We start from the raw sequence: 24,443 nt of genomic DNA, 5'->3' as shown, positions 1-24,443 counted from the left end.
TACCCCCTACTTAGAAAAACGTAACAGCAAGTCTTGCACTTGCGATTTTTGGTGTTGGAATTGTAATCATTTTTTTCCTTGTTTTAATTGTTAACTCTAACTGAACTTCCTCTGACGTATAGGAAATTAATTTCCCTTCAAATTTCTTTTCGTCAAGGATTGGTTCATAAGTTTTAATGAAAACTTGTTTTCCAATTGCTTTTATAAAATCTTGTTCTTTCTTTAAAGGACGCTCAGCACCTGGTGATGAAACATCTAAAAAATATAGGTTTTCAATTGGATCTTTTTCATCTAAGACTTCACTTAGTCTTTCACTTACTGCAGCACATTGCTCCAAATCAATTCCAGACTCACTATCTATAAATACTCGAAGGAACCAGTCTTTTCCTTCTTTTACGTATTCTACATCAACTAACTCTAATCCTAGTTGTTCAATTATTGGTTGTGCTAATTCTGATACAACCTCTGTGACCTTCTTACTCACAAGAAGTATCCTCCTTCCAAACATTACAAGATGAAAATTCCCTGCTATTTAGCAGGGAAATTATCTTTAGTATTTCCAATTTACGCAATTATTGTAACTTAAAATTCAAGTTGCACACTACGTAAGAGATGAATTGGGTCATAAGGGTAATAAGAAAGAGCAGGTTGCCCCTGCTCTTCAAGAAAAATCCCGTGCTAAATTACATCTGTATCTACTATACCATAATTCCCAAGTTTTGCAAACTGTTAAAAGCCATCGAAAAGTGATAATTGGTTTTGATCAGGTAAGTTTTGTAAACAGCCTTGTTTATCTAAATACTCTAATACTGTTTTTGAAATTTTACTTCTTTGTTGTAAGTCTTCTTTCGAAAGGAATTCTCCGTCTTCTCTAGACGTAACAATATTTTTAGCCGCATTCGTCCCTAATCCAGGAATCGAATTAAACGGTGGAATTAATTTGTTACCATTTACTAAAAATTCATCTGCACTAGATCGATATAAATCCATTTTTTCAAATGAATAACCTCTTTCACACATTTCCAATGCTAACTCTAGTACAGTCATTAAACTTCGCTCTTTTACTGATGCATCTAATCCTTTTATCGCAATTTCTTCAATTTTAGCTTTAATCGTACTTGGACCAGCAATCATTGCTTCGATATCGAAATCTTCTGCTCGTACTGTAAAATAAGCAGCATAATAAAGAATTGGATGGTGAACTTTGAAATATGCAATTCGTACTGCCATTAAAACATATGCTGCAGCGTGGGCCTTCGGGAACATATACTTAATTTTTTTACATGAATCAATATACCAAGCAGGTACTTTATTATTTCTCATTTCTTCTTCCCACTCTACTGGTACGCCCTTACCTTTACGAACAGATTCCATTATTTTAAATGCTAATGAAGGTTCTAATCCTTGATATATTAAATAAACCATGATGTCGTCACGACAACCAATTACTTCAGAAAGTGTACAAGTACCACTGTTAATTAATTCAGATGCATTTCCTAGCCATACATCTGTACCATGTGATAAACCAGAAATTTGAACTAGTTCTGAGAAAGTAGATGGCTTCGTATCTTCTAACATTTGACGAACGAATTTTGTTCCGAATTCAGGGATTCCATAAGTACCTGTCTTACAGCCTATTTGTTCCTCTGAAACACCTAAAGGTTCTGGTCCAGCAAATATTTTCATAACTTCAGGGTCATCAGTTGGAATCGTTTTTGGATCGATTCCACTTAAGTCTTGAAGCATACGGATAACGGTAGGATCATCGTGTCCAAGAATATCTAGTTTTAATAAATTATCATGGATTGAATGGAAATCAAAATGTGTCGTTTTCCATTCAGACTTTACATCATCAGCTGGGAATTGAATCGGTGAAAAATCATAAATGTCCATATAATCTGGAACTACTATAATTCCACCTGGATGTTGTCCAGTTGTTCTTTTTACACCCGTACATCCCATAGCTAATCGATCATATTCAGCACCACGTAAGTTTAGATTATGATCATTTGCATACCCTCGTACATAACCGTATGCTGTCTTGTCAGCTACTGTACCGATTGTACCTGCACGATAGACATAGTCCTCACCAAAAAGTACTTTTGTATAATTGTGAGCAGTTGGTTGATATTCGCCGCTGAAATTCAAATCGATATCAGGGACCTTATCTCCTTTAAATCCAAGGAAGGTTTCGAAAGGAATATCATGACCATCTTTTTTGTATGCAGTACCACATTCTGGACAATCTTTGTTCGGTAAATCGAATCCAGAACCTACTGATCCATCATTGAAAAACTCTGAGTGTTTACAATTTGGACAGACGTAATGTGGTGGAAGTGGATTTACTTCCGTTATTTCTGTCATAGTCGCTACTAATGATGAACCTACAGATCCCCTTGATCCTACTAGATACCCATCATCTAATGATTTTTTTACAAGTTTATGCGAAATCAAATAAATTACAGCAAAACCATGTCCAATAATACTTTTTAACTCTTTTTCAAGACGTGCTTCTACAATTTCTGGTAATTGCTCTCCATAAATAGATCTTGCCATTTGATAGCTCATATCACGAACTTCATCTTCAGCACCTTCAATTTTTGGAGTATATAAGTCATCCTTAATTGGTTTTATATCTTCAATCAAACTAGCAATTTTTTGAGTATTTGTTACGACTATTTCTTTTGCTTTTTCTTCTCCTAAAAATGCGAATGCAGATAGCATCTCATTGGTTGTTCTAAAATGAACATCTGGTAATCGATGTCGATTTAGTGGGTTTGCTCCACCTTGAGAACCAACTAAAATTTTTCGATAAATTTGATCTTCTTTTTGTAAGTGATGAACGTTACCAGTACCAACAACAATTTTTTCTACCTTTTCAGCCATTTTTACAAGCTTTGAAATAACTTCTCTTAAATGTTGTTCATTTCGAACAATTTCTAATTCTACTAAATGTAAAAGTGTCTCTGGTGGCATTACTTCGATATAATCATAAAACTCCATTAGCTTTTCTGCTTCTTCAGGAGACTTTTGAACACTTGCCTCAAAAACTTCACCTTTATCACATGCAGATCCAACTAATATTCCTTCGCGATGTTTCACTAGTAATGATCGAGGAACCCTTGCAACTCGATGATGATAATGGATATGAGAGTATGAAACAATTTTAAACAAGTTTTTTAGTCCAGTTTCATTCGTAGCTAATAGAGTTGCATGTGATGGTCTTGCTCGTTTATAAGAATCGCCTTTCCCCATGTTATTATTTAGCTCGTCATGATAATACATATCCTGCTCTGCAGCATCTTTCAGCATTTTTAGAAGTAAGAAGCCAGTGGCCTCAGCATCGTATATCGCTCTATGATGTTGTGTTAAGTTAATATCGAATTTTTTACATAATGTATTTAATCGAAAGTTTTTAAAATCCGGATACAAAGTTCTAGCTAACTCAAGCGTATCAATTACACCGTTATTTGTAATACCAATTTCATATTTTTTAAAGCCCATTTGAATAAAGCCCATATCAAATGAAGCATTATGAGCTACTAGTATATCGTCACCCATCCACTCTTTAAACTCCCGAAGTACCACATCAACATTTGGGGCATCTCTTACCATATCGTCAGTAATTCCCGTCAATTCAATCGTAGTTGCAGATAGTGGATGATGAGGATTTGCAAATCGTTCAAATCGGTCAATGATTTCTCCTTTATGAATCTTTACAGCAGCTAACTCGATGATCGTATCATAAACAGCAGAAAGACCTGTTGTCTCTACGTCAAATACAACATAGGTTGCTTCCTCTAATGAAATATGAGATGGATTATATGCTGTTGGTACACCATCATTTACTAAATTTATTTCAACGCCATATAGTATTTTTACACCGTGTTTTTTACCTGCTCCAAATGCTTCAGGGAAGGATTGAACAACTGCATGATCCGTTATTGCAATTGCTTCATGACCAAACTTACCTGCTTGTTTAACTAAATCACCTGCTGAAACGACTGAATCCATTTGGCTCATATGTGTATGAGCATGTAACTCAATTCTACGCTCTCCTTCTGGAGCTTCGTCCTTGCGTTCATCTGGTGTAATTTCATTTATATCATTAGCAATCATGACTAGATCACGTACAAATGTATCGTTTTGTACTGATCCTCTAACTTTTACCCACATACCCTTTTTAATTTTATTTAACATCGGGATATCTTCTTTATCCCTAGAGAACATTTTCACTAGTATTGAACTCGTGTAATCAGTTATTTTAAATGTAATTAAGACACGGCCGCTCTTAAGTTCACGAATTTCAGAATCGAATACATATCCTTGAAGAACTACTCGTTTTTCTTCTTCAATGATTGACGAGATTGTATTAATTTCAGTTTCCTTAATATAATATCCAACAACAAGAGGACCTTGAGGCTCATCTCCTTCTGCTTCTTCAGCTGCCTCTTTCTTTTCTAATTCAACAAGTACTTCCATCGCACGCTTACGATCTTCTTCAGCTTTTTTCTCAAGAAACTCAGTTTTTTCTTCAACATTATCTTTTATCGTATTCTCAAAAAACAACTTAGGAAAACCTACTTTTTGATATAAATCTTGCAGCTGAGGAACGTATCGATTTGTAAAAGCATTCTCTTCAATTAGACTATTTAAATCGATCATTACTTTATTATTTTCAACTGAAGGTAAGGCAGATTCAATATGTTGTAAAATAGGAGATTTCGATTCAACAGATTGAATCATAAATGACCAATAATCAATTACTTTTTGTTCATCTATTTTTGGATTTTCTGTATTAATAACGACTGAGACATCTGCTATATGTTTAAAAGTTCTTAATAAACTTGTTACAAATACTTGAAATGTTGCAAAAGGTAAAACATTATCTATTTTAAAAGTAAACTGCCATTTTTTTTCGCTTTTATTTACTTCAAGGTTTACGATTTCCCCATTTTTAAAATACAAATCTCGCATATCTTCAGGAAATTGAAGCTGATCTAATAATAGCTGAAACCGCTCCTGACGTGTTTGTCCCATTTTTTCACCAACCTTATTTATAAATTGCAATATATGTGTAAAAAAATCGAAAGTACCTCCAAAAATAAGAGGTACTTTTTATTTGTGTGCGATTCCCGTAAGTGTCGCTTCCACTTTTATTTTATTTTAACATATTTATTTCATTCACAAGGTTAGAAATTTCTACTTCTTTACTAACTTGTCCATCTCTTGTTTTAAGTTCTACAATTCCTTCAGCAGCTTTTTTACCAACAACTACTCGTACAGGAATTCCGAAAAGATCTGCGTCTGCAAATTTTACACCAACGCGTTCATTTCGGTCATCTAATAATACATCTTGTCCAATCTCTTTTAACGTTTTATAAATATCGTCTGCTAAATTTACTTGCTCTTCATTCTTTGTATTTACAGTAATGACATGTACATCAAAAGGAGCTAGGTTTTTCGGCCAAACAATACCTTTCTCGTCATTATATTGCTCTACAATTGCAGCTAATGTACGCGATACACCAATTCCATAGCATCCCATAATGATTGGATTCGATTTTCCATTTTCATCAAGGAATGTTGCATTCATAGACTCAGAATATTTTGTACCTAATTTAAATACATGACCTACTTCAATCCCTTTTGCAAATGAAATAGTTCCTTTACCGTCTGGAGATAAGTCACCTTCTTGGATAAATCTTAAGTCTACGAAATCTTTAACATTATAGTCTCTATTTACCGTTACGTTAATGTAGTGGTAGCCCTCTTCATTTGCTCCACAGCAACCATTTACAATACCTTTAATTGCATTATCCGCTAATACTAATAAATCAGATTTTACTCCAATTGGACCTAATGATCCTATTTCACAGTTCATTAGTTCTTTTACTTCTTCTTTAGTAGCAAGCTCTACTGAATGTGCACCTAAATAGTTCTTTAATTTAATATCGTTGATTTCGTGGTCACCACGAGCAAGCACTAATACAAAACTTTCATCTGCTTTGAAAATAATTGATTTAATGCTTTTTTCAATTGGTAAGTTTAAGAATTCAATTACTTCATCGATTGTTTTTTGATTTGGCGTTTCTACTTTTTGAACTTCTTCTAATTTCTCATCAGATGGTTCATAATTCGTCACAACTGGTGCCATTTCAATATTTGCTGCATAGCTAGATTCATTTGAAAATGCGATTGTATCTTCACCAATGTCAGATAACACCATGAATTCATGCGTATCTTTTCCGCCCATCGCTCCTGAATCAGCAACGACCGCTCTGAAATTTAATCCACAACGAGTAAATACGTTGCTATAAGCCGTAAATAAACGATCATATACTTCATCCAAGCTTTCTTGTGATGCATGGAATGAATATGCATCTTTCATTAAAAATTCACGGCCGCGAAGTAGTCCAAAACGAGGACGTTTTTCATCACGGAATTTTGATTGTACTTGGTAAAGTGTAATTGGTAATTTTTTATATGATTTTAATTCATCACGAATAATGGAAGTAACAACTTCTTCATGTGTTGCTCCTAATGCAAATCCTCTACCGTGACGATCTCTTAAACGCATTAGTTCTGGACCAAAATTATCCCAACGACCTGATTCTTCCCATAATTCCTGCGCTTGCATTGATGGCATTAACATTTCCATCGCACCAGCATTATTCATTTCTTCTCGAACGATATTTGCTACTTTTTGAAGAACTTTATTACCTAAAGGTAAGAAACTATATATACCAGATGCGTTTTGTCTAATAAAACCTGCTCTTAATAATAATTGATGGCTTTTTATATCTGCATCTGATGGTACTTCACGAAGAGTTGGACTATATACGATACTTTGTTTCAAAAGGATTCACCTCATATTTTTCTTTTATTCTTATATTCTTTTTAATAACTTATTTTAAAAATAGATTTCGTGATTGTTTTAAAATCTATATGTAAACAATACAAACAACAATTCTTAACAAAGCGCTTTTTAAGATAAGAATCCGCTCTCACTTAAAACGGGCTAATTGACAAACAATATGTCACTAAGCCCGTTTTATAAGCAAGTAAGTCGCGGATTCTTATACAAAATTCATGAAATTACACGATTAAATTAAACAGAGCTTCTTATAAGAAAAATCTTTTAATATCGTTCCAAGTTACGATGATCATTAATAACATTAAAAGCGCAAAACCAATAAAGTGTACGACACCTTCTTTTTGGCGATCTATTGGTCGACCTCTTAATGCTTCTATTGCAAAAAATGTTAGTCTTCCTCCATCAAGAGCTGGTAATGGTAATAAATTCATAATACCAAGATTGATACTTAAAAACGCTGCCCATTTCATTAAGTAGAATATGCCTGATTGTGCAGCTTGATCTGTTACCTGATAAATACCAACTGGACCCGAAAGATTATTTATTGAGAATTGACCAGATACTAAATGACCAACTGCTAATACAATTTCTTTTGTCCATCCAATTGTTTCAGTTATACCATATTTAACCGAAGAGAAAACATTTTTTTCAACAGGTGCATATACACCAATTAATCCATTAACTTTATGATCGATTGTTTCTGACTTTGGAGTGATTGGAATCGAAATAACTTTATTATCTCTTTTCACTTTAAATAATAATTCTTTACTTGGGCTTTCTCTAACAATTTTAACTACTTCTGCCCATTTTGAAACATCTTTATTATCAATTGATAAAACAATGTCGCCTTCTTTTAGACCAGAAGTTTGCGCTGGACCTTTTGGAAGTAATTCACCAATTTTAGCATCATTTACTGGAGTTCCTTGAAGTAATCCCAATAGGATAAAAATGACTAAAGCTAGAACAAAATTCATCATCGGGCCTGCAAAAATAGCAATCGCTCTTTTTCCTACTGATTTACTATTAAATTGTCGGTTATACGGAGCAATTTGGTGCCCTTGTCCTTCACTATAAATGAACGCTTTTTCATTTACATTGAATTTTGATACACCTTCAGTTCCTTCTTCAACACCAATGATTTCTAACTTATGCTCTAAATCTATTGAATCAACTTCAACAAAACGAAGATCTTGGAAACGATCAAACTGATCAACTACAATTTTAGTAACTTCCCCCATTGAGTTAAATTGTAAACCGATATGTGATCCAGGCTTTACTTGTACCATTTCTGGATCTTCCCCAGCGTAACGAACATAACCACCAAGCGGCAATAATCTTATTGTGTATGTAGTTTCATTTCGATAAAATGAGAAAACCTTTGGACCAAATCCAATCGCAAATTCTCTACATAATATACCAGCACGTTTTGCAAAATATAGATGTCCTAGTTCATGAAAAAATACAAGTGCGCCAAAAATTACAACAAACGCTATAACTGTATTCATCTAATTACCACCCTTACTTTATTAGTGATGAAACGAATTGTCTTGTTTGTTCATCAATGTTACGAATTTCTTCTAATGAAGGTTTACTTATTACATTGTGTTTTTCAAGAGCGTTTTCTATTAAATTCTCAATTTGTAAGAATGATATTTTATTCTGTAGAAAAGCAGCTACCGCTTCCTCATTTGCCGCATTTAATACAGTTGGTAAACTACCGCCAACTTTTCCTGCTTGATAAGCATAATCCAAACATTTAAACCTTTTAAAATCCATCTCCTCAAAATGAAGTGTCCCAAATTTAATTAAATCTAATGGCTTATGATTATTAATTGGTTTTCTTGAAGGATAGTTTAGTGCATAGGCGATTGGTACTCTCATATCAGGTGTTCCTAATTGTGCCATTACACTTCCGTCATCGAATTCAATCATAGAGTGAATAACGCTTTCTCTATGTAGTACTACATCAATTTTTTCATATGGCATATTAAATAGCCAATGTGCTTCAATCACTTCTAATCCTTTATTCATCATTGTAGCTGAATCAATTGTAATCTTTGCACCCATTGACCAATTTGGATGATTTAGAGCATCTTCAATCGTAACATCCTTTAATTGATCTCTTGTTTTATCTCTAAAGCTACCACCTGAAGCCGTGATGATTAATTTATGTATTTCATTAGGGTTTTCACCATTTAAACATTGATAGATTGCTGAATGCTCACTATCTACTGGTAAAATTGAGACACCATATTTTTCTGCTTCAGCCATTACAATATGACCTGCTGTTACTAATGTCTCTTTATTCGCAAGTGCGATTGTTTTACCATTTTGAATTGCTTTCATAGTTGGAACTAAACCTACACTACCAACAACAGCGTTAACAAGTATTGTACTGTCTTCATGGACGGCAACTTCAATAAGGCCTTCTTCACCATATAAAACTTTGATTTTCGAAGGGACACCTAAGCTCGTCAGTTTTTCAGCCTCTTCTTTACCTGCAACTGAAACTAGTTTTGGTTTAAATTCTAAAATGATCTTATATAATTCATCAATATTTCTCCCAGCTGAACACGCGACTAATTCAAAATCATTTGATTGATTTCTAATAATATCGAGTGTTTGTATACCGATTGAACCAGTTGCTCCAAGTAAGCTGATTTTCTTCATTTTCATATGTCTCCTTAAATACAAAAACTAATACTATAATGTAAATAGTAAATAGACGATTGGCAATGTGAAAATGATACTATCAAATCTGTCTAAAATCCCACCATGACCAGGTAATAAATTTCCTGAGTCTTTAACACCGTAGTATCTTTTATATGCAGATTGTACGAGATCACCTAATTGACCAAAAATCGAAACAAGTACAGCTACTAGTACTAAATATAGTATTGAATGATTTAAAGTTAACATAATCGATAAAATTACTGCAACTACTACAGCACAAATAATTCCACCTATCGAACCTTCAATCGTTTTATTGGGACTAATATCAGGCCAAAGTTTAGTTTTACCTGTAGCTTTCCCAATAAAATATGCACCCGAATCAGTTGCCCAAATTACGAATAATGGGAAGAAAAAGTATGAAATTCCCATATTTCTCATCTCGTACATATAATGAAATCCGAATCCTACATATAAACTACTTAGTACTACAAAAGAAGCATCTTCAAAAGTAAATGTATTCTTTGTAATTACCGTATATGATAAAAGTAGTAGGATTAGTACAATTGAAATTTCTGTTTTACCGATTTCTACGGGTAAAATCTTATTTGATAAATGATTAGGTGTAATTGCTAACCATGTTAAGATTAATCCAAGTACAGTTTGTGCACTAAATAAATTAAACTTTTTCATTCTAATCAATTCAAAATAACCGATTGTGCCAAGTGCAAATACAAGTAATCCAAACGGCCATTTACCAAATATTACTAATCCTAAAAATAATGCTCCAGCTATAACTCCTGTTATAATACGCTGTTTCAAGTTCGTTCACCGCTTTCTTAAATACCACCATATCTTCTTGCTCGATTTTGATACTCTTTAACCGCATCAATTAAACATTCTTCGGTAAAATCGGGCCATAATACATCTGTAAAATATAGTTCAGAATAAGCAATTTGCCAAAGCATAAAATTACTAATCCTTAATTCACCACTTGTTCTAATTAACAAATCTGGATCTTTAAAATCACTAGTCATTAAATAACGATTGAACAATTCTTCATTAATTTCTTCTTTATTTATTTTATTATCCAATACATCTGAAGAAATCTTTTTAACTGCAGAAATAATTTCGTCTCTAGAACCATAATTTAGGGCAAAATTTAATACCATACCTGTATTGTTTTTAGTTTCCTCTACTGCTCTTAATATTGCTTCTGTAGTATAGCTTGGTAATTGCTCTTTATTTCCAGTTAATCTTACCTGCACATTTTCTTCGATTAATTCAGGTAAAAATGTCCCTAGAAATTCTTGGGGTAACTTCATTAAGAATTCTACTTCAGTTTTAGGTCTTTTCCAATTCTCAGTTGAAAAAGCATATAAAGTTAAAGTCTTAATACCTAATTTACTAGCAGTTCTTGCAATTTTTCGAACTACTTTCATTCCCTCATAGTGTCCCTTAACCCTTGGTAGATTCCTCTTTTGTGCCCATCTACCATTACCATCCATTATTATTGCAACATGCTCAGGAATTACTCCGTCGACCCCATTTAATTGCGAACTTGGAGGTACATTTTTCTCTTCTTTATTTCTTTTAAAAAAAGAAATTAATTTAAACATCATTAATCCTCCGTTTAAGTATATCTAATTAAAGCATTGAGTAAAAAAACCCCCTTAAACAGAGGGTCTTTTTACTCAAAGCGCTTAGTTTATTTAATTATAATGCAATAATGAAATTATGTAATAGCATAATGTGAAAAATTCATTATTTTTCTAAGCGCTAGTAAGATATACCTTGCAATGCAGTATTAAACTTCCATTATCTCTTTTTCTTTTTCTTTTGTGATTCCATCGATTTTTTCGATATGTGAATCTGTTTGTTTTTGAATGTCTTCTACAAGACCACGTAATTCATCTTCAGTAATTTCACCATTTTTTTCTGCTTTTTTAAGATCATCATTTGCATCACGGCGGATGTTACGTACTGCAACTTTAGCATCTTCAGCAGATTTTTTAACTACTTTTACTAAGTCGCGACGACGTTCTTCTGTTAATGGTGGGAAGCTAATTCTGATTACAGTTCCATCATTTGAAGGATTTAAGCCTAAGTCAGCTTTTTGAATCGCTTTATCCATATCATTAATAACTGTTTTATCGTAAGGAGTAATTAATAATAATCTTGCTTCTGGTACTGAAATATTTGCCATTTGGTTGATTGGTGTTGGAGCACCATAATATTCAACTGAAACTTTATCTAAAATAGCTGGGTTTGCACGACCAGCACGTACTGTTGCTAATTCTCTAGAGAAAGCAGAAACAGCTTTTGTCATTTTTTCTTTTGCTAAAGAAATGATTTGATTAGACATCTTTATTTCCCCCTTACTATTGTTCCAATATTTTCGCCAAGTACGGCACGTTTAATATTACCTTCTTCCATAATTGAGAATACAATTAATGGAATATCATTGTCCATACATAAAGAAGATGCAGTTGAATCCATTACACCTAAACCTTCTTTTAATACGTCTAAATATGTAAGAGTTTCGTATTTTACAGCAGTTTTATCGATTGATGGGTCAGCTGAATATACTCCGTCTACATTATTTTTTGCCATTAAAATAACATCTGCTTCAATTTCAGCAGCACGTAATGCAGCAGTAGTATCAGTTGAGAAATAAGGATTTCCTGTACCAGCAGCAAAAATTACAACACGTTTTTTCTCCAAATGACGAATTGCTTTACGACGGATATATGGTTCTGCAACTTGACGCATTTCAATTGATGATTGTACACGAGATTGTACACCAAGTGTTTCAAGACTATCTTGAAGTGCTAATGAGTTCATTACAGTACCTAACATGCCCATATAGTCAGCTGTAGCTCGGTCCATACCCATTTCGCTACCTGTCTTACCACGCCAAATGTTACCAGCACCTACTACTACTGCAACTTCAACATCTAGTTCTGCAATTTCTTTAACTTGTTCAGCAATTGATTTAATAACTGATGGATTAATTCCAAATCCTTGCCCGCCAGCTAGTGCCTCACCACTAAGTTTTAATACTACGCGATTATACTTTGCTTTACTCATAATACCCTCCATTTACGTACATCTATGTATTTACGTTTCTTTAAAAAATAGGGAACACATAGTGTCCCCTATTTTCATTCAAAGTAACTAAATTAGTTACCTTTTACTTGATTCATTACTTCTTCAGCAAAGTTATCTTCACGTTTTTCTAAGCCTTCTCCAACTTCATAACGAACGAAAGATTTAACAGTTCCGTTAGCAGCTTTTACGAATTGACCTACTTTAACGTCTGGGTTTTTAACGAAAGATTGATCTAATAAGCAGATTTCTTCGAAGTATTTACCAATACGTCCTTCTACCATTTTAGCAACGATGTTTTCAGGTTTACCTTCGTTTAATGCTTGTTGAGTTAAAATTCCACGCTCATGCTCAACTTCTTCTTGAGAAACAGCATCACGAGAGATATATTTAGGGTTGATTGCAGCGATGTGCATAGATACGTCTTTAGCAACATCTTCTTTAGTTGTTCCTTCTACTACTGAAAGAACACCGATACGACCGCCACTGTGTAAGTAAGCACCAAATGCATCAGCATCAGTTTTAGAAACTAATTCAAAACGACGTAAAGAGATTTTTTCTCCGATTTTAGCAATTGCATGGTTAATGTATGTTTCAACAGTTTCACCATTTTCCATTGTTTGTGTTAAAGCTTCTTCAACAGTTGCAGGTTTGTTAGCAACGATATGTTTAGCAAGAACAGCACCTAATTCTTTGAAACCTTCGTTTTTAGCAACGAAATCAGTTTCAGAGTTTACTTCGATTAATACTGCATCGTTTCCAGAAACTTCAACGAAAGTTAAACCTTCAGCAGCGATACGGTCACCTTTTTTAGCAGCTTTAGCGATCCCTTTTTCACGAAGGTAGTCAATTGCTTTGTCCATGTTACCTTCAGTTTCAGTTAATGCTTTTTTACAATCCATCATACCAGCGCCAGTTTTTTCACGTAATTCTTTTACCATTTGTGCAGTAATTGCCATAATATTTCATCTCCTATATGTAAGCTTATTTTATTCAATCGTTTTATAAGGTAAACAATTTTCGATTATTTTAACCTTAAAAAAAGGTGATAAAAGGCTAAAACCTCTTATCACCTTTCACTTTCTCATTAAGCAGTTGTTTCTTCGCCTTGTTTCGCTTCAAGAATCGCATCTGCCATTTTTGATGTAAGAAGTTTTACAGCTCTAATAGCATCGTCGTTTGCTGGGATAACGTGATCGATTTCATCTGGATCACAGTTAGTGTCAACAATACCGATGATAGGAATGTTTAACTTACGAGCTTCAGCAACAGCGATACGCTCTTTACGAGGATCAACTACGAATAATGCATCAGGAAGTTGCTTCATGTCTTTGATTCCGCCTAAGAATTTTTCAAGACGTTCTAATTCTTTTTTAAGTTGAATAACTTCTTTCTTAGGTAACACTTCAAAAGTGCCATCTTCTTGCATTCTTTCGATATCTTTTAAACGTTTAACACGTTTTTGGATTGTTTGGAAGTTTGTTAACGTTCCACCTAACCAACGTTGGTTAATGAAGTACATACCAGAACGGATTGCTTCATCTTTAATAGCTTCTTGAGCTTGTTTTTTAGTACCAACGAAAAGGATGTTTCCACCTTCAGCAGCGATACCTTTCATTACGTTGTAACACTCTTCAACCTTTTTAACTGTTTTTTGTAGGTCGATGATGTAGATACCGTTACGCTCAGTGAAGATGTAACGTTTCATTTTTGGGTTCCAACGGCGTGTTTGGTGACCGAAGTGAACACCAGCTTCTAATAATTGCTTCATAGAAATTACTGACATTTTATTTCCTCCTAATGGTTCTTTTTCCTCCGCTCACGTCTTCTTCTCCTATCACTCCCAAACTGGGTAGCACCAATAAGAAAATCGGCAAGCGTGTGTATTAACACCATGGACTACTATAGCATATACATCATTAATTATCAAGAGAAAACGAGAAATTATTGTCGAAGTTTCAACAATGATTGTTTTTCCTTTTCACTATATAAATCCTTTTTCCATTTTCATCCATAGTAAGACTATTTTTAGATCATCGAACTGCTATTATTCGAATTTGGGTTATTCTTCCATACTAAATAATCAACACATGAAGGCAATAAATTAAGTGATTTAGAATTGAGAATTCACCTGTCCCAACAACTGAATCTTTATCAGTATTGGGAATTTTTGTTAATTTATTCAACTTTATCGTATTCTTCTTCATATTTCTTTAAATTGTTAAAAAAGAAATTGTCAATAAAGTAAGTAATATGAGGCTGATTTCCACTACACAAATATAAATAATCTTAAAAAACATTATACTAATTATTTAAAATTCCAAATGAATTCAATGTATAGTTTACAAAGCTCCTATATATTATTTTTACTTAAAAGATCCCTTAATTTAAAAATAGATTTAGCATGGATCTGCGAAACCCTAGAAGTCGATAAATTAATAATTGTTCCAATTTCAGTAAATGTTAATTCTTCATGATAATACAAACTTATTACTAACTGCTCTTTCTCATTTAATTCCGTTACAATCGTCTTGGCAAGCAGTCTTATTCGTTCATCTTTCAGTAGCATTTCTTCAGGTGTTAATGTTTCATGATCCTTTATAGTATGAATAAAATTAACTTGTCCATCTCCAGCATCTTTGATTTGTTCATCTACAGACAACATATTAGAGAAAAACACATCATTTATGACATTAACAACTTCCATCGAAGTATAACCAGTATACAGTGCTATTTCTTCAGGTGTAGCTTTTCGTTCAAGAGCCGGTTCTAACTTTTCAATTGCACATTCTATTTTTTTTGCTTTATCTCTAATTGATCTAGGTAACCAGTCTTCTTTACGAAGACCATCCAATATATTACCACTTATTCTAATTGAAGCATATGTTTCAAATTTCAAATCTCTTTTCGGTTCAAATTTCTCTAGTGCGTCATATAAACCCATCATCGCTAAACTGTGTAAATCATCTCTGCTGACACTTGAAGGTAATCTTTGAGCTATACGATTTACTTGAAAGTGAACTAGTGGCATATATATCCGCATTAACGCATCTCCGGCATCTAAATCACGATCTTCAATCCACATTTTCCAATAACTTTGTGAAACATTTTTTTGAACTTGCAACACGTCTTTCACCTCAGCGAATTACCATATTATATTTAATACTTGATTGAAATTTATTTCTTAATAGTGATTTTTGTTAAATTTTTAGGCCACATTTAAATAAAAGAAATTAAAACTTTACTCAAATTTTATTCGTGCTATTGAATATGCAGTTCCCAAGTGAACTACCCATCACGAAATTCTTCTTTTATTACTATTTAGCCTTTCAATTCCCCTATAATTAAACGGCTAAATAGTAATAAATATGAATCTATTAATTTTATTCAATATTCGGTACGAATCAATCCATTTCACATACATAAGCACCACGTATAGTATAATTTTATTTACTAAGTCTCAAAATACTTTTACAATAGTAAGTTTCGATAAAAACTCAGTTGTTCACTTTTCGATCCTTTTAAAAATTATATTATTAAAATTCTTTAATGTATCCACTTATTCTTTAAAATAATGTGAATTTTTTTAGTACAATAAAAAACATTATTTTTTTCATTTTTTTAAAATAATTGTACCTATATTCCAGAATTCTATTTTTAATCTAATAGATTAATCTTTAGGATGTCCTGATTTTAGTTATACTTAATAAAGAACAAATTTAAAGAATACAATATTTTTTATTTGTCTTTAGGAAAGTATGTATCTGGAGTGGAAATAACTGACATATACTAAAAAACAATAATATATTTGAAAGCAGCCAACAGTATAAAAGTAAAAAACACCATTACAATTATAATATCTAATTCCCTCTCAAAAATAATTTTTATATTTTATCACTATAATCAAGTAAATATTTTTTAATCATACCATAATTTCCAATTCGTCTATATATTTCATTTATACAAAAAAAGGAAAATAGTCTCCATTTAACAAATCTTTTTATTTTAATATAAAAATTTGTAAAATTCTAATCACTTTTAATTTAATATAGACAAAAAAACCTTTTCCCAATTAATAATTGAGAAAAGGTTTAAACTTAATAATATCTTTTGCCTTCTTTAAGAAGTGACCTTATTAATTAGTTAGATTTTAATTTCTCTAACTCTAATAAGAATTTGTCATTTAGTACTTTAATATAAGTACCTTTCATTCCTAGTGATCTTGACTCGATAACACCAGCACTTTCTAATTTACGTAGTGCATTTACGATAACAGATCTTGTAATTCCAACACGGTCAGCAATTTTACTTGCTACTAATAAACCTTCATAGCCATTTAATTCTTCAAAAATATGTTCGATTGCTTCTAATTCGCTATAAGAAAGAGATGAAATAGCCATTTGTACAACTGCTTTACTTCTAGCTTCTTCTTCAATTTCTTCTGCTTTTTCACGTAGAATTTCCATACCTACTACTGTAGCGCCATATTCAGCTAAGATTAAATCATCATTTTCAAAATCATGATTAATTCGAGCTAGAACAAGAGTACCTAAGCGCTCACCACCACCAATAATTGGAACAATAGTTGTTAAACCGCCAGAAAATAAATCTTTATTTTCAACTGGGAATGCAGTGTGCTCACTGTTGATGTCTATATTAGATGATGTTTCATTAATATTAAATAGGTTTTGTGTATATTCTTCAGGGAATTGGCGATCGCTGAACATTTTTTGCATACGCTCATTTTCGATTTTTTGGTGAAGACCGTAACCTAATAATTTCCCTTTACGACTTAAAATAAATACATTTGATTCAATAACCTCTTCTAATGTATCTGCCATTTCTTTAAAGTTTACTGGCTTCCCTGCAGATTGTTGTAATAACTTATTAATCTTTCTTGTTTTTTCTAATAATTGCATCTTTCTAAATGCCTCCTATTTAATTGTACGTTTCCTTTGAACTTCTTAGCAATCTCATGGCTGAATTCAAAAATGTTCTTTAGTTAAATCATAAAATGAATTGACTTATATCTTTATCTTTTGCAATATTTGCGAGCTTTTCATTTACATATTGTGGTGTAATCATAATTGTTCCCATTTGAATTTCAGAAGCTTCAAACGATAGGTCTTCAAGAAGTTTTTCCATAATAGTATGCAATCTTCTTGCGCCTATGTTGTCTGTTGTCTGATTAACTTCAAATGCTATTTCTGCTATTCTACGTATAGCATCGTCAGAAAATTCGATTTGTATACCTTCTGTAGACAATAAAGCTTTATATTGTTTAATAATTGAAAAATCAGGCTCAACTAAAATACCAACAAAATCTTCAACAGATAATTTCCCTAATTCTACACGAATTGGGAAGCGACCTTGTAATTCAGGTATTAAATCTGATGGTTTGGAAATATGGAATGCACCAGCTGCAATAAATAGAATATGATCCGTTTTAACCGGTCCATATTTTGTCACAACCGTACTTCCCTCAACGATTGGTAAGATATCTCTTTGAACGCCCTCTCTCGAAACATCTTGAGTAGAGTTTTGCTTACTTGCAATCTTATCAATTTCATCAATGAAAATAATCCCTAGTTGTTCAGCTCTATAAACTGCTTCTTGTGTTACTTCATCCATATCGATTAATTTCTGAGCTTCTTCATTCGTTAAAATCTTACGAGCTTCTTTAACTGGAAGCTTTCTTTTTTTAGTTTTCTTTGGAAATAGACTACCTAATGACTCTTGGAAGTTCATTCCCATTTGTTCCATTCCAGTTCCTTGCATAAAATCTAGCATCGGAGCTTGTTGTTGCTCTACTTCAATAGATACAAGTTCATCTTCTAGTTTTCCAGATAATAGTTGAAATTCTATATTTCTTCTTTTAGATGTTAATTCTGTATCATTCTCTTCTTGCTCAGCATTCGAGTTTTGTGAATCTTGATTAAAAAGCATCTCAAGTGGGTTTTTGAATGAAGCTTGTTTTTTCATACTTGGTGCTAGAAGTTTTACTAATCTTTGATTCGCATTTTTTTCAGCTTGATCTTTCACCTTATTCATACGCTCTTCTTTTACAATTCGAATAGAAGTTTGGACTAAATCGCGAACCATTGATTCGACGTCTCTACCAACGTAACCAACTTCTGTAAATTTAGTAGCTTCAACTTTAATGAATGGCGCTCCAACTAGTTTTGCCATCCTTCTAGCAATTTCAGTTTTACCAACACCTGTTGGTCCAATCATTAAAATATTTTTTGGTGAAATTTCATCACGGAATGACTCTTCAAGTAAACTTCTACGATATCGATTTCTGAGTGCAATTGCTACTGCTTTTTTCGCTTGTTGCTGTCCAACAATATATTGATCAAGTTTTTCAACAATTTGACGAGGCGTGAAAGAAGTACTCATAATACACTCTCCTATTCTAATTCTTCTAAAATTATATTTCCGTTCGTATACACACAAATATCACTTGCAGTTTTTAAACTAGCATATGCAATTTGTTTTGCTGAAAGATTCTCACCTGCGTTTTCCTTTAATGCACGGCCTGCTGCTAGAGCGTAATTCCCTCCAGAACCGATTGCAAGAATTCCATCGTCAGGCTCAATTACTTCACCAGTACCAGAAATTAATAATAATGAATTATGATCCATTACGATTAGCAAAGCTTCAAGTTTATGTAATACTCGATCTGTTCTCCATTTTTTTGCTAATTCAACAGCAGCTCGTTGAATATTACCATTATATTCAACTAACTTGCCCTCAAAAAGTTCGAATAAAGTAAATGCATCCGCAACAGATCCTGCAAAACCAGCTAAAACTTTTCCATTAAAAAGCTTTCTAACTTTTCTTGCAGTATGCTTCATTACTACTGCATTTCCAAAAGTTACTTGGCCATCACCAGCCATGGCACTTTTACCATCGTGTCTGATTGCGAAAATCGTTGTAGCATGAAAATTGGACATGTGAATCCTCCTTAGAAACGTTGATTAATTTCTAAAATTGAGCGTGTTTATGCTCTAGGATGATGTAAATTGTATACTTTTTGTAATCTTTCCTTCGTTACATGTGTATAGATTTGAGTAGATGATAAATTCTCATGTCCAAGTAATTCTTGAACACTACGAATATCAGCACCGTTATCAAGCATATGCGTAGCAAAGGTATGCCTTAACATATGTGGATAGATTTTATTAGTCAACGAAGTATCTTTGATCATTTTTTCTAATATACCACGGACACCTCTTGCCGTTAGTTTTGTACCACGGTGATTCAAAAAAAGATCGTCATTCATTTGCTTGTTAGCTACTATCAGTCTATTTCGGCCATCTTCTATATATGTATGAAGAGCTTTTTCTGCATAACTGCCAAAGGGAATATACCGCTGTTTATTCCCTTTGCCCGTTACTAAAATAGTCCCAATTTGAAAATCTATGTCTTTTAATTTCAAATTACAGCATTCGCTTACTCGGATTCCGGTAGCATATAGCAATTCTAAAAGAGCTTGATTTCTTTGTCCAAGTTCCGTATCTAGATCGCTAATCTTAAATAGTTTTTCAAGTTCTTCCTTGTACAAAAATCTTGGTATCATAGTTTCTTTTTTAGGAAGTGACGCTAATACAAAAGGATTCTCTTTTGCTTCATTTTCTCTCATAAGAAAACGATAGAAACTTCTTAAACAAGAAATATGCTTTGAGACTGTACGTCTTGATAGCTGTTTGTCATGCAAAGTTGTTAAATAGAGACGAACATCAGAATAAGTAACTGAAGAAAATGAAATAATGGATTGTTGCTCCATAAAAACTAGAAATTGTTCAACAATTTTTTTATAACTATTTAATGTGTATTGTGAAGAGTTTTTCTCTAATTGTAAATACTGAATGAATAATTGACACAATATTTTAATATTCAAGGTAATTTCTCCTCACAAGCCACTACATACTAACATATAAAGTAGCTATTTGCAATTTATTTTCTTAACATTCTACAAAATTCATAATTGATTCTAATGCACGGTTTGCATATGCTTCATATCGTTCTTGTTTTCTTTTAATTTTGACATCAAGTCTAGGGAACAGACCGAAATTAGCATTCATAGGTTGGAAGTGTTTTGCACTTGTTGTCGTTATATAATTAGCCATACTTCCAATTGCAGTTTCTGCTGGGAATACGACTAACTCTTTCTCCATTACGAATCTAGCTGCATTTATTCCCGCTACTAAACCAGATGCTGCAGATTCTACATAACCTTCCACTCCAGTCATTTGACCTGCAAAGAATAAATCTTCACGACCTTTAAAACGATATGTTGCCTCTAATAGATTCGGTGAATTTATAAACGTATTTCGATGCATTACACCATATCGTACAATTTCAGCATTCTCTAGGCCAGGTATTAATTGTAAAACTTCTTTTTGTGGCCCCCATTTTAAATGCGTTTGGAATCCTACTATATTATATAAAGTTCCAGCACTGTCATCCTGACGTAGTTGTACAACTGCATACGGCGTCTTACCAGTCTTTGGATCCTCTAAGCCTACTGGTTTCATTGGTCCAAATAATAATGTTTGCTTTCCGCGTTTAGCCATTACTTCTACTGGCATACAGCCTTCAAAGAAAATCTCTTTTTCAAATTCTTTTAAAGGAACTGTTTCTGCTGTAGTTAATGCTTCATAAAAACGATCGAATTCTTCTTCTGTCATTGGGCAGTTTAAGTAAGCTGCTTCACCTTTATCATATCTTGATTTTAAATATACTTTATTTAAATCAATACTTTCTTTTTCTACTATTGGAGCAGCTGCATCATAAAAATAGAAATAATCTTCACCCGTTAATTCTTTTAATTGCTGTGATAATTCAGGTGATGTTAAAGGTCCTGTTGCGATAACTGTTGGTCCTTCAGGAATTTTAGTCATTTCTTCGTTATGCACAGTTACATTTGGATGATTTTTAACATACTCAGTTACACGGCTAGCAAACTCATGTCGGTCTACAGCTAACGCACCACCTGCTGGTACAGCACACTCATCAGCAGATCGAATAATAACTGAATCTAATCTTCTCATTTCCTCTTTTAATACACCTACAGCGTTCGTTAATGTATTCGCTCTTAGTGAATTACTACAAACTAATTCAGCAAACTTATCAGTATGATGAGCAGGTGTTTGTCTAACTGGTCTCATCTCGTATAAATGTACTTTAATTCCTCTTTTTGCGATTTGATACGCAGCCTCGCTTCCTGCTAAACCTGCTCCAATTACATTAATAAATTGTTCTTTCATTGTTAACTCCTTCTACGCTGATTCAATCAAAATTACGTATTAATATTTTATAATTTTTTTCTTAAAGATTTCTTAATAAAAAGTTGATATGAAAAGTAAAAGTGAGCAAATTAATTGCTCACACTTTTATTTGGACAAAGTCTCAGGAATTATGAATTTCAGACTGATTTTTGCTGGCAGTCTAAAGGTGAGTAAATTAATAGCTCACACTTGTTGATCCTCTTTGTAGTCACAAGATACACATTGAACTTGAATACCTTTTTTCATTTTCTTTTCAACTAATAAGTTTTCACATTTCGGACATGGTCTTGCAATTGGCTTATCCCATGATAGGAATTCACATTCAGGATAATTCGTGCATCCATAGAATATTCGATTCTTTTTCGATTTACGTTCAATTATATTCCCATCTTTACATGTAGGACATTTAACACCAATATCTTTTACAATCGCTTTTGTATTTCTGCAATCTGGGAAGTTTGAGCATGCCATGAACTTACCGTATCTTCCCATTTTAAATACCATCGGGTTTCCACATACTTCACAGTCTTCACCAGCAGGTTCATCTCTAATTTCAACTTTTTGCATTTCTTTCTCAGCTATTTCTAAGTGTTTCTCAAAACCTCTATAAAATTGATCGATGATTTGAATCCAGTTCACATTACCATCTTCAATTTTATCAAGGTCACCTTCCATTTGAACCGTAAACTCAATATTAATTACTTCTGGGAAAAACTCAACGACTAAATCAAATACTATTTGACCTAGTTCAGTAGGTACAAATCGTTTATTATCTAATGAAACATATCCACGTTTCTGAATCGTTTCTAAAGTTGGTACATATGTTGATGGTCGACCTATCCCTAACTCTTCAAGCGTTTTTACTAATCTAGCTTCCGTGTAACGTGGAGGTGGTTGAGTAAAATGTTGTTCAGGTAATATATCTTCTAATTTAACTTTTTCACCTTCAGCTAACGGTGGAAGGATACGGTCTTTTTCTTCTGTGCCATCATCATTACTCTCTATATACACCTTCATAAAACCAGGGAATTTAACTACTGACCCATTAGCTCTAAATATTACATCATTATTAATTAAGTCAACTTTAACCGTATCTAGTACTGCTGATGCCATCTGACTAGCAACAAATCGTTCCCATATTAATTTATAAAGACGATATTGATCACGACTAACATGTGCTTTGATTGTATCAGGCGAACGTAAAGTTGACGTTGGTCTAATTGCTTCGTGTGCATCTTGTACTTTATCTGATTTTTTTTCACTTTTTTTATTTGTAGCAATAAAATCTGCACCATAAGTATCAATTATATAAGATTTTGCTTCCTCAGCCGCAACATCGGATATTCTCGTTGAATCAGTTCTCATATATGTGATTAATCCGACCTGTCCTCCACTACCTAGGGAAATACCTTCATATAATTGCTGTGCAATCATCATCGTTTTCTTTGCACGCATATTTAATTTTCTAGCTGCTTCCTGCTGTAGCAAGGAAGTAGTAAAAGCAGTTGCTGGATTACGTTTACGTTCTTTTCTTGTAACACTTTGAACTTCAAAGTGATCACCTTTAATTTGTGATAAAACATTTTTTACATCAGTTTCAGAATTCAATTCCAATTTTTTACCATTAACTCCGTAAAAAGAAGTATCAAATGTTTCTTTCTTTGTTAAACCTTTACTTTTAATTGTCCAATATTCTTCAGGTTGGAAGATTTCAATCTCTTTTTCTCGTTCGATAATTAGTCTAAGAGCGACAGATTGAACTCTACCAGCACTTAAGCCCTTTTTCACTTTCTTCCATAGTAATGGGCTTATGTTATACCCTACTAAACGATCTAGTACACGTCTTGCTTGCTGTGCGTCTACTAAATTCATATTAATTGGTCTAGGTTTTTTAAAAGACTCTTTAATAGCATCTTTTGTAATTTCATTGAACACTACACGACAATCCGATGATGTATCGATATTGAGTGTATTCGCAATATGCCATGCTATTGCTTCACCTTCGCGATCTGGATCGGCTGCTAGATAGATTTTTTTTGCTTTTTTCGCAGCAGATCTTAGATCCTTTAAAACTGGACCTTTTCCACGGATTGTTATGTATTTTGGGTTGTAATCGTTTTCTATTTCAATCCCCATCTGGCTTTTAGGTAGATCTCGAACATGTCCCATTGATGCGATTACCTTGAATTTTTTACCTAAGTACTTTTCTATTGTTTTAGCCTTTGAAGGGGACTCCACTATAACTAAATTTTCTGCCATCTTTTAAGCCTCCCGAGAGTTTCTTATTCATTACTCTCTGTATTCCTTATTTCTTTCTTTTACTCTTATGTATTCTCAAATAGATTCATAATAAGAAGAGTTCAATTTATATTTTTGATTTTCCTTCATACAATTTCAAATTGTATAGTTTATTCTATACATTAGTCAAATTTTATTTAGATATAAAATAACACAAGTCGCATTAGTATTGTCAATATTTTGTAATATAAACATAT

The 24,443-nt window shown here is 33.1% G+C and carries 18 protein-coding genes; all 18 read right to left on the bottom strand.

Going from position 1 to position 24,443, the window contains the following annotated elements; genetic code table 11:
* Positions 1–10: 10 nt before the first annotated feature.
* Positions 11–484: a ribosome maturation factor RimP gene (gene rimP, locus ABEY15_RS00335; protein WP_097975469.1), complete on the bottom strand. Its 474-nt coding sequence runs from the start codon at positions 482–484 to the stop codon at positions 11–13.
* Between the two features lie 245 nt (positions 485–729).
* Positions 730–5,040, bottom strand: coding sequence for a PolC-type DNA polymerase III (locus ABEY15_RS00330; RefSeq protein ID WP_429887701.1), 4,311 nt, complete (start codon positions 5,038–5,040; stop codon positions 730–732).
* 121 nt (positions 5,041–5,161) lie between these two features.
* Complete coding sequence (locus ABEY15_RS00325) at positions 5,162–6,859, bottom strand: proline--tRNA ligase (protein WP_429887699.1); 1,698 nt, start codon at positions 6,857–6,859, stop codon at positions 5,162–5,164.
* A gap of 266 nt (positions 6,860–7,125) precedes the next feature.
* The gene (gene rseP, locus ABEY15_RS00320) at positions 7,126–8,382 is read right to left on the bottom strand and encodes an RIP metalloprotease RseP (RefSeq protein WP_429887697.1); all 1,257 of its coding nucleotides are present in this window, start codon (positions 8,380–8,382) and stop codon (positions 7,126–7,128) included.
* A 13-nt stretch (positions 8,383–8,395) separates the two neighbouring features.
* A complete protein-coding gene (gene dxr / locus ABEY15_RS00315) occupies positions 8,396–9,547 on the bottom strand; it encodes a 1-deoxy-D-xylulose-5-phosphate reductoisomerase (RefSeq protein ID WP_429887696.1) in 1,152 nt (383 codons plus the stop codon).
* A 33-nt stretch (positions 9,548–9,580) separates the two neighbouring features.
* Entirely contained in the window at positions 9,581–10,369 is a 789-nt protein-coding gene (locus tag ABEY15_RS00310; RefSeq protein WP_429887694.1) for a phosphatidate cytidylyltransferase, read from the bottom strand.
* Between the two features lie 17 nt (positions 10,370–10,386).
* Entirely contained in the window at positions 10,387–11,169 is a 783-nt protein-coding gene (locus ABEY15_RS00305) for an isoprenyl transferase (protein ID WP_429887692.1), read from the bottom strand.
* Positions 11,170–11,354: 185 nt separating this feature from the next.
* Positions 11,355–11,912, bottom strand: a complete 558-nt coding sequence (gene frr, locus ABEY15_RS00300) for a ribosome recycling factor (protein ID WP_429887691.1) — start codon at positions 11,910–11,912, stop codon at positions 11,355–11,357.
* Positions 11,913–11,914: 2 nt separating this feature from the next.
* Positions 11,915–12,637 carry a UMP kinase gene (gene pyrH, locus ABEY15_RS00295; RefSeq protein ID WP_056470854.1) on the bottom strand — a complete coding sequence of 241 codons (723 nt, stop codon included), beginning with the start codon at positions 12,635–12,637 and terminating at the stop codon, positions 11,915–11,917.
* A 92-nt stretch (positions 12,638–12,729) separates the two neighbouring features.
* The gene (gene tsf / locus ABEY15_RS00290) at positions 12,730–13,614 is read right to left on the bottom strand and encodes a translation elongation factor Ts (protein ID WP_429887690.1); all 885 of its coding nucleotides are present in this window, start codon (positions 13,612–13,614) and stop codon (positions 12,730–12,732) included.
* A 128-nt stretch (positions 13,615–13,742) separates the two neighbouring features.
* On the bottom strand, positions 13,743–14,441 hold the full coding sequence (rpsB, locus tag ABEY15_RS00285; protein ID WP_056470859.1) for a 30S ribosomal protein S2: 699 nt from the start codon (positions 14,439–14,441) through the stop codon (positions 13,743–13,745).
* A 567-nt stretch (positions 14,442–15,008) separates the two neighbouring features.
* Complete coding sequence (locus ABEY15_RS00280; RefSeq protein ID WP_429887689.1) at positions 15,009–15,779, bottom strand: FliA/WhiG family RNA polymerase sigma factor; 771 nt, start codon at positions 15,777–15,779, stop codon at positions 15,009–15,011.
* Positions 15,780–16,794: 1,015 nt separating this feature from the next.
* Positions 16,795–17,574: a GTP-sensing pleiotropic transcriptional regulator CodY gene (codY, locus tag ABEY15_RS00275; protein ID WP_056470865.1), complete on the bottom strand. Its 780-nt coding sequence runs from the start codon at positions 17,572–17,574 to the stop codon at positions 16,795–16,797.
* 88 nt (positions 17,575–17,662) lie between these two features.
* Positions 17,663–19,054 carry an ATP-dependent protease ATPase subunit HslU gene (gene hslU / locus ABEY15_RS00270; RefSeq protein WP_429887688.1) on the bottom strand — a complete coding sequence of 464 codons (1,392 nt, stop codon included), beginning with the start codon at positions 19,052–19,054 and terminating at the stop codon, positions 17,663–17,665.
* Between the two features lie 11 nt (positions 19,055–19,065).
* Entirely contained in the window at positions 19,066–19,611 is a 546-nt protein-coding gene (gene hslV / locus ABEY15_RS00265) for an ATP-dependent protease subunit HslV (RefSeq protein ID WP_056470870.1), read from the bottom strand.
* Between the two features lie 47 nt (positions 19,612–19,658).
* Complete coding sequence (gene xerC / locus ABEY15_RS00260) at positions 19,659–20,558, bottom strand: tyrosine recombinase XerC (RefSeq protein ID WP_069034515.1); 900 nt, start codon at positions 20,556–20,558, stop codon at positions 19,659–19,661.
* A gap of 64 nt (positions 20,559–20,622) precedes the next feature.
* Entirely contained in the window at positions 20,623–21,927 is a 1,305-nt protein-coding gene (gene trmFO, locus ABEY15_RS00255) for an FADH(2)-oxidizing methylenetetrahydrofolate--tRNA-(uracil(54)-C(5))-methyltransferase TrmFO (protein WP_429887686.1), read from the bottom strand.
* A gap of 204 nt (positions 21,928–22,131) precedes the next feature.
* The gene (gene topA, locus ABEY15_RS00250) at positions 22,132–24,207 is read right to left on the bottom strand and encodes a type I DNA topoisomerase (RefSeq protein ID WP_429887684.1); all 2,076 of its coding nucleotides are present in this window, start codon (positions 24,205–24,207) and stop codon (positions 22,132–22,134) included.
* Positions 24,208–24,443: the final 236 nt, after the last annotated feature.

The organism is Gottfriedia acidiceleris (genome assembly GCF_050457485.1).
GTDB classification, from domain to species: domain Bacteria; phylum Bacillota; class Bacilli; order Bacillales; family Bacillaceae_G; genus Gottfriedia; species Gottfriedia acidiceleris_D.
The sequence above is the reverse complement of the archived record's forward strand: the minus strand, read 5'-3'. Positions and strand labels throughout refer to the sequence as shown.

Bases quoted from the DNA above. Each gene is read 5' to 3' on its own strand.
- ABEY15_RS00330 (WP_429887701.1), bottom strand. From the start codon at position 5,040: ATGGGACAAACACGTCAGGAGCGGTTTCAGCTATTATTAGATCAGCTT.
- rseP (WP_429887697.1), bottom strand. From the start codon at position 8,382: ATGAATACAGTTATAGCGTTTGTTGTAATTTTTGGCGCACTTGTATTT.
- dxr (WP_429887696.1), bottom strand. From the start codon at position 9,547: ATGAAGAAAATCAGCTTACTTGGAGCAACTGGTTCAATCGGTATACAA.
- ABEY15_RS00305 (WP_429887692.1), bottom strand. From the start codon at position 11,169: ATGATGTTTAAATTAATTTCTTTTTTTAAAAGAAATAAAGAAGAGAAA.
- frr (WP_429887691.1), bottom strand. From the start codon at position 11,912: ATGTCTAATCAAATCATTTCTTTAGCAAAAGAAAAAATGACAAAAGCT.
- pyrH (WP_056470854.1), bottom strand. From the start codon at position 12,637: ATGAGTAAAGCAAAGTATAATCGCGTAGTATTAAAACTTAGTGGTGAG.
- tsf (WP_429887690.1), bottom strand. From the start codon at position 13,614: ATGGCAATTACTGCACAAATGGTAAAAGAATTACGTGAAAAAACTGGC.
- rpsB (WP_056470859.1), bottom strand. From the start codon at position 14,441: ATGTCAGTAATTTCTATGAAGCAATTATTAGAAGCTGGTGTTCACTTC.
- codY (WP_056470865.1), bottom strand. From the start codon at position 17,574: ATGCAATTATTAGAAAAAACAAGAAAGATTAATAAGTTATTACAACAA.
- hslU (WP_429887688.1), bottom strand. From the start codon at position 19,054: ATGAGTACTTCTTTCACGCCTCGTCAAATTGTTGAAAAACTTGATCAA.
- hslV (WP_056470870.1), bottom strand. From the start codon at position 19,611: ATGTCCAATTTTCATGCTACAACGATTTTCGCAATCAGACACGATGGT.
- trmFO (WP_429887686.1), bottom strand. From the start codon at position 21,927: ATGAAAGAACAATTTATTAATGTAATTGGAGCAGGTTTAGCAGGAAGC.
- topA (WP_429887684.1), bottom strand. From the start codon at position 24,207: ATGGCAGAAAATTTAGTTATAGTGGAGTCCCCTTCAAAGGCTAAAACA.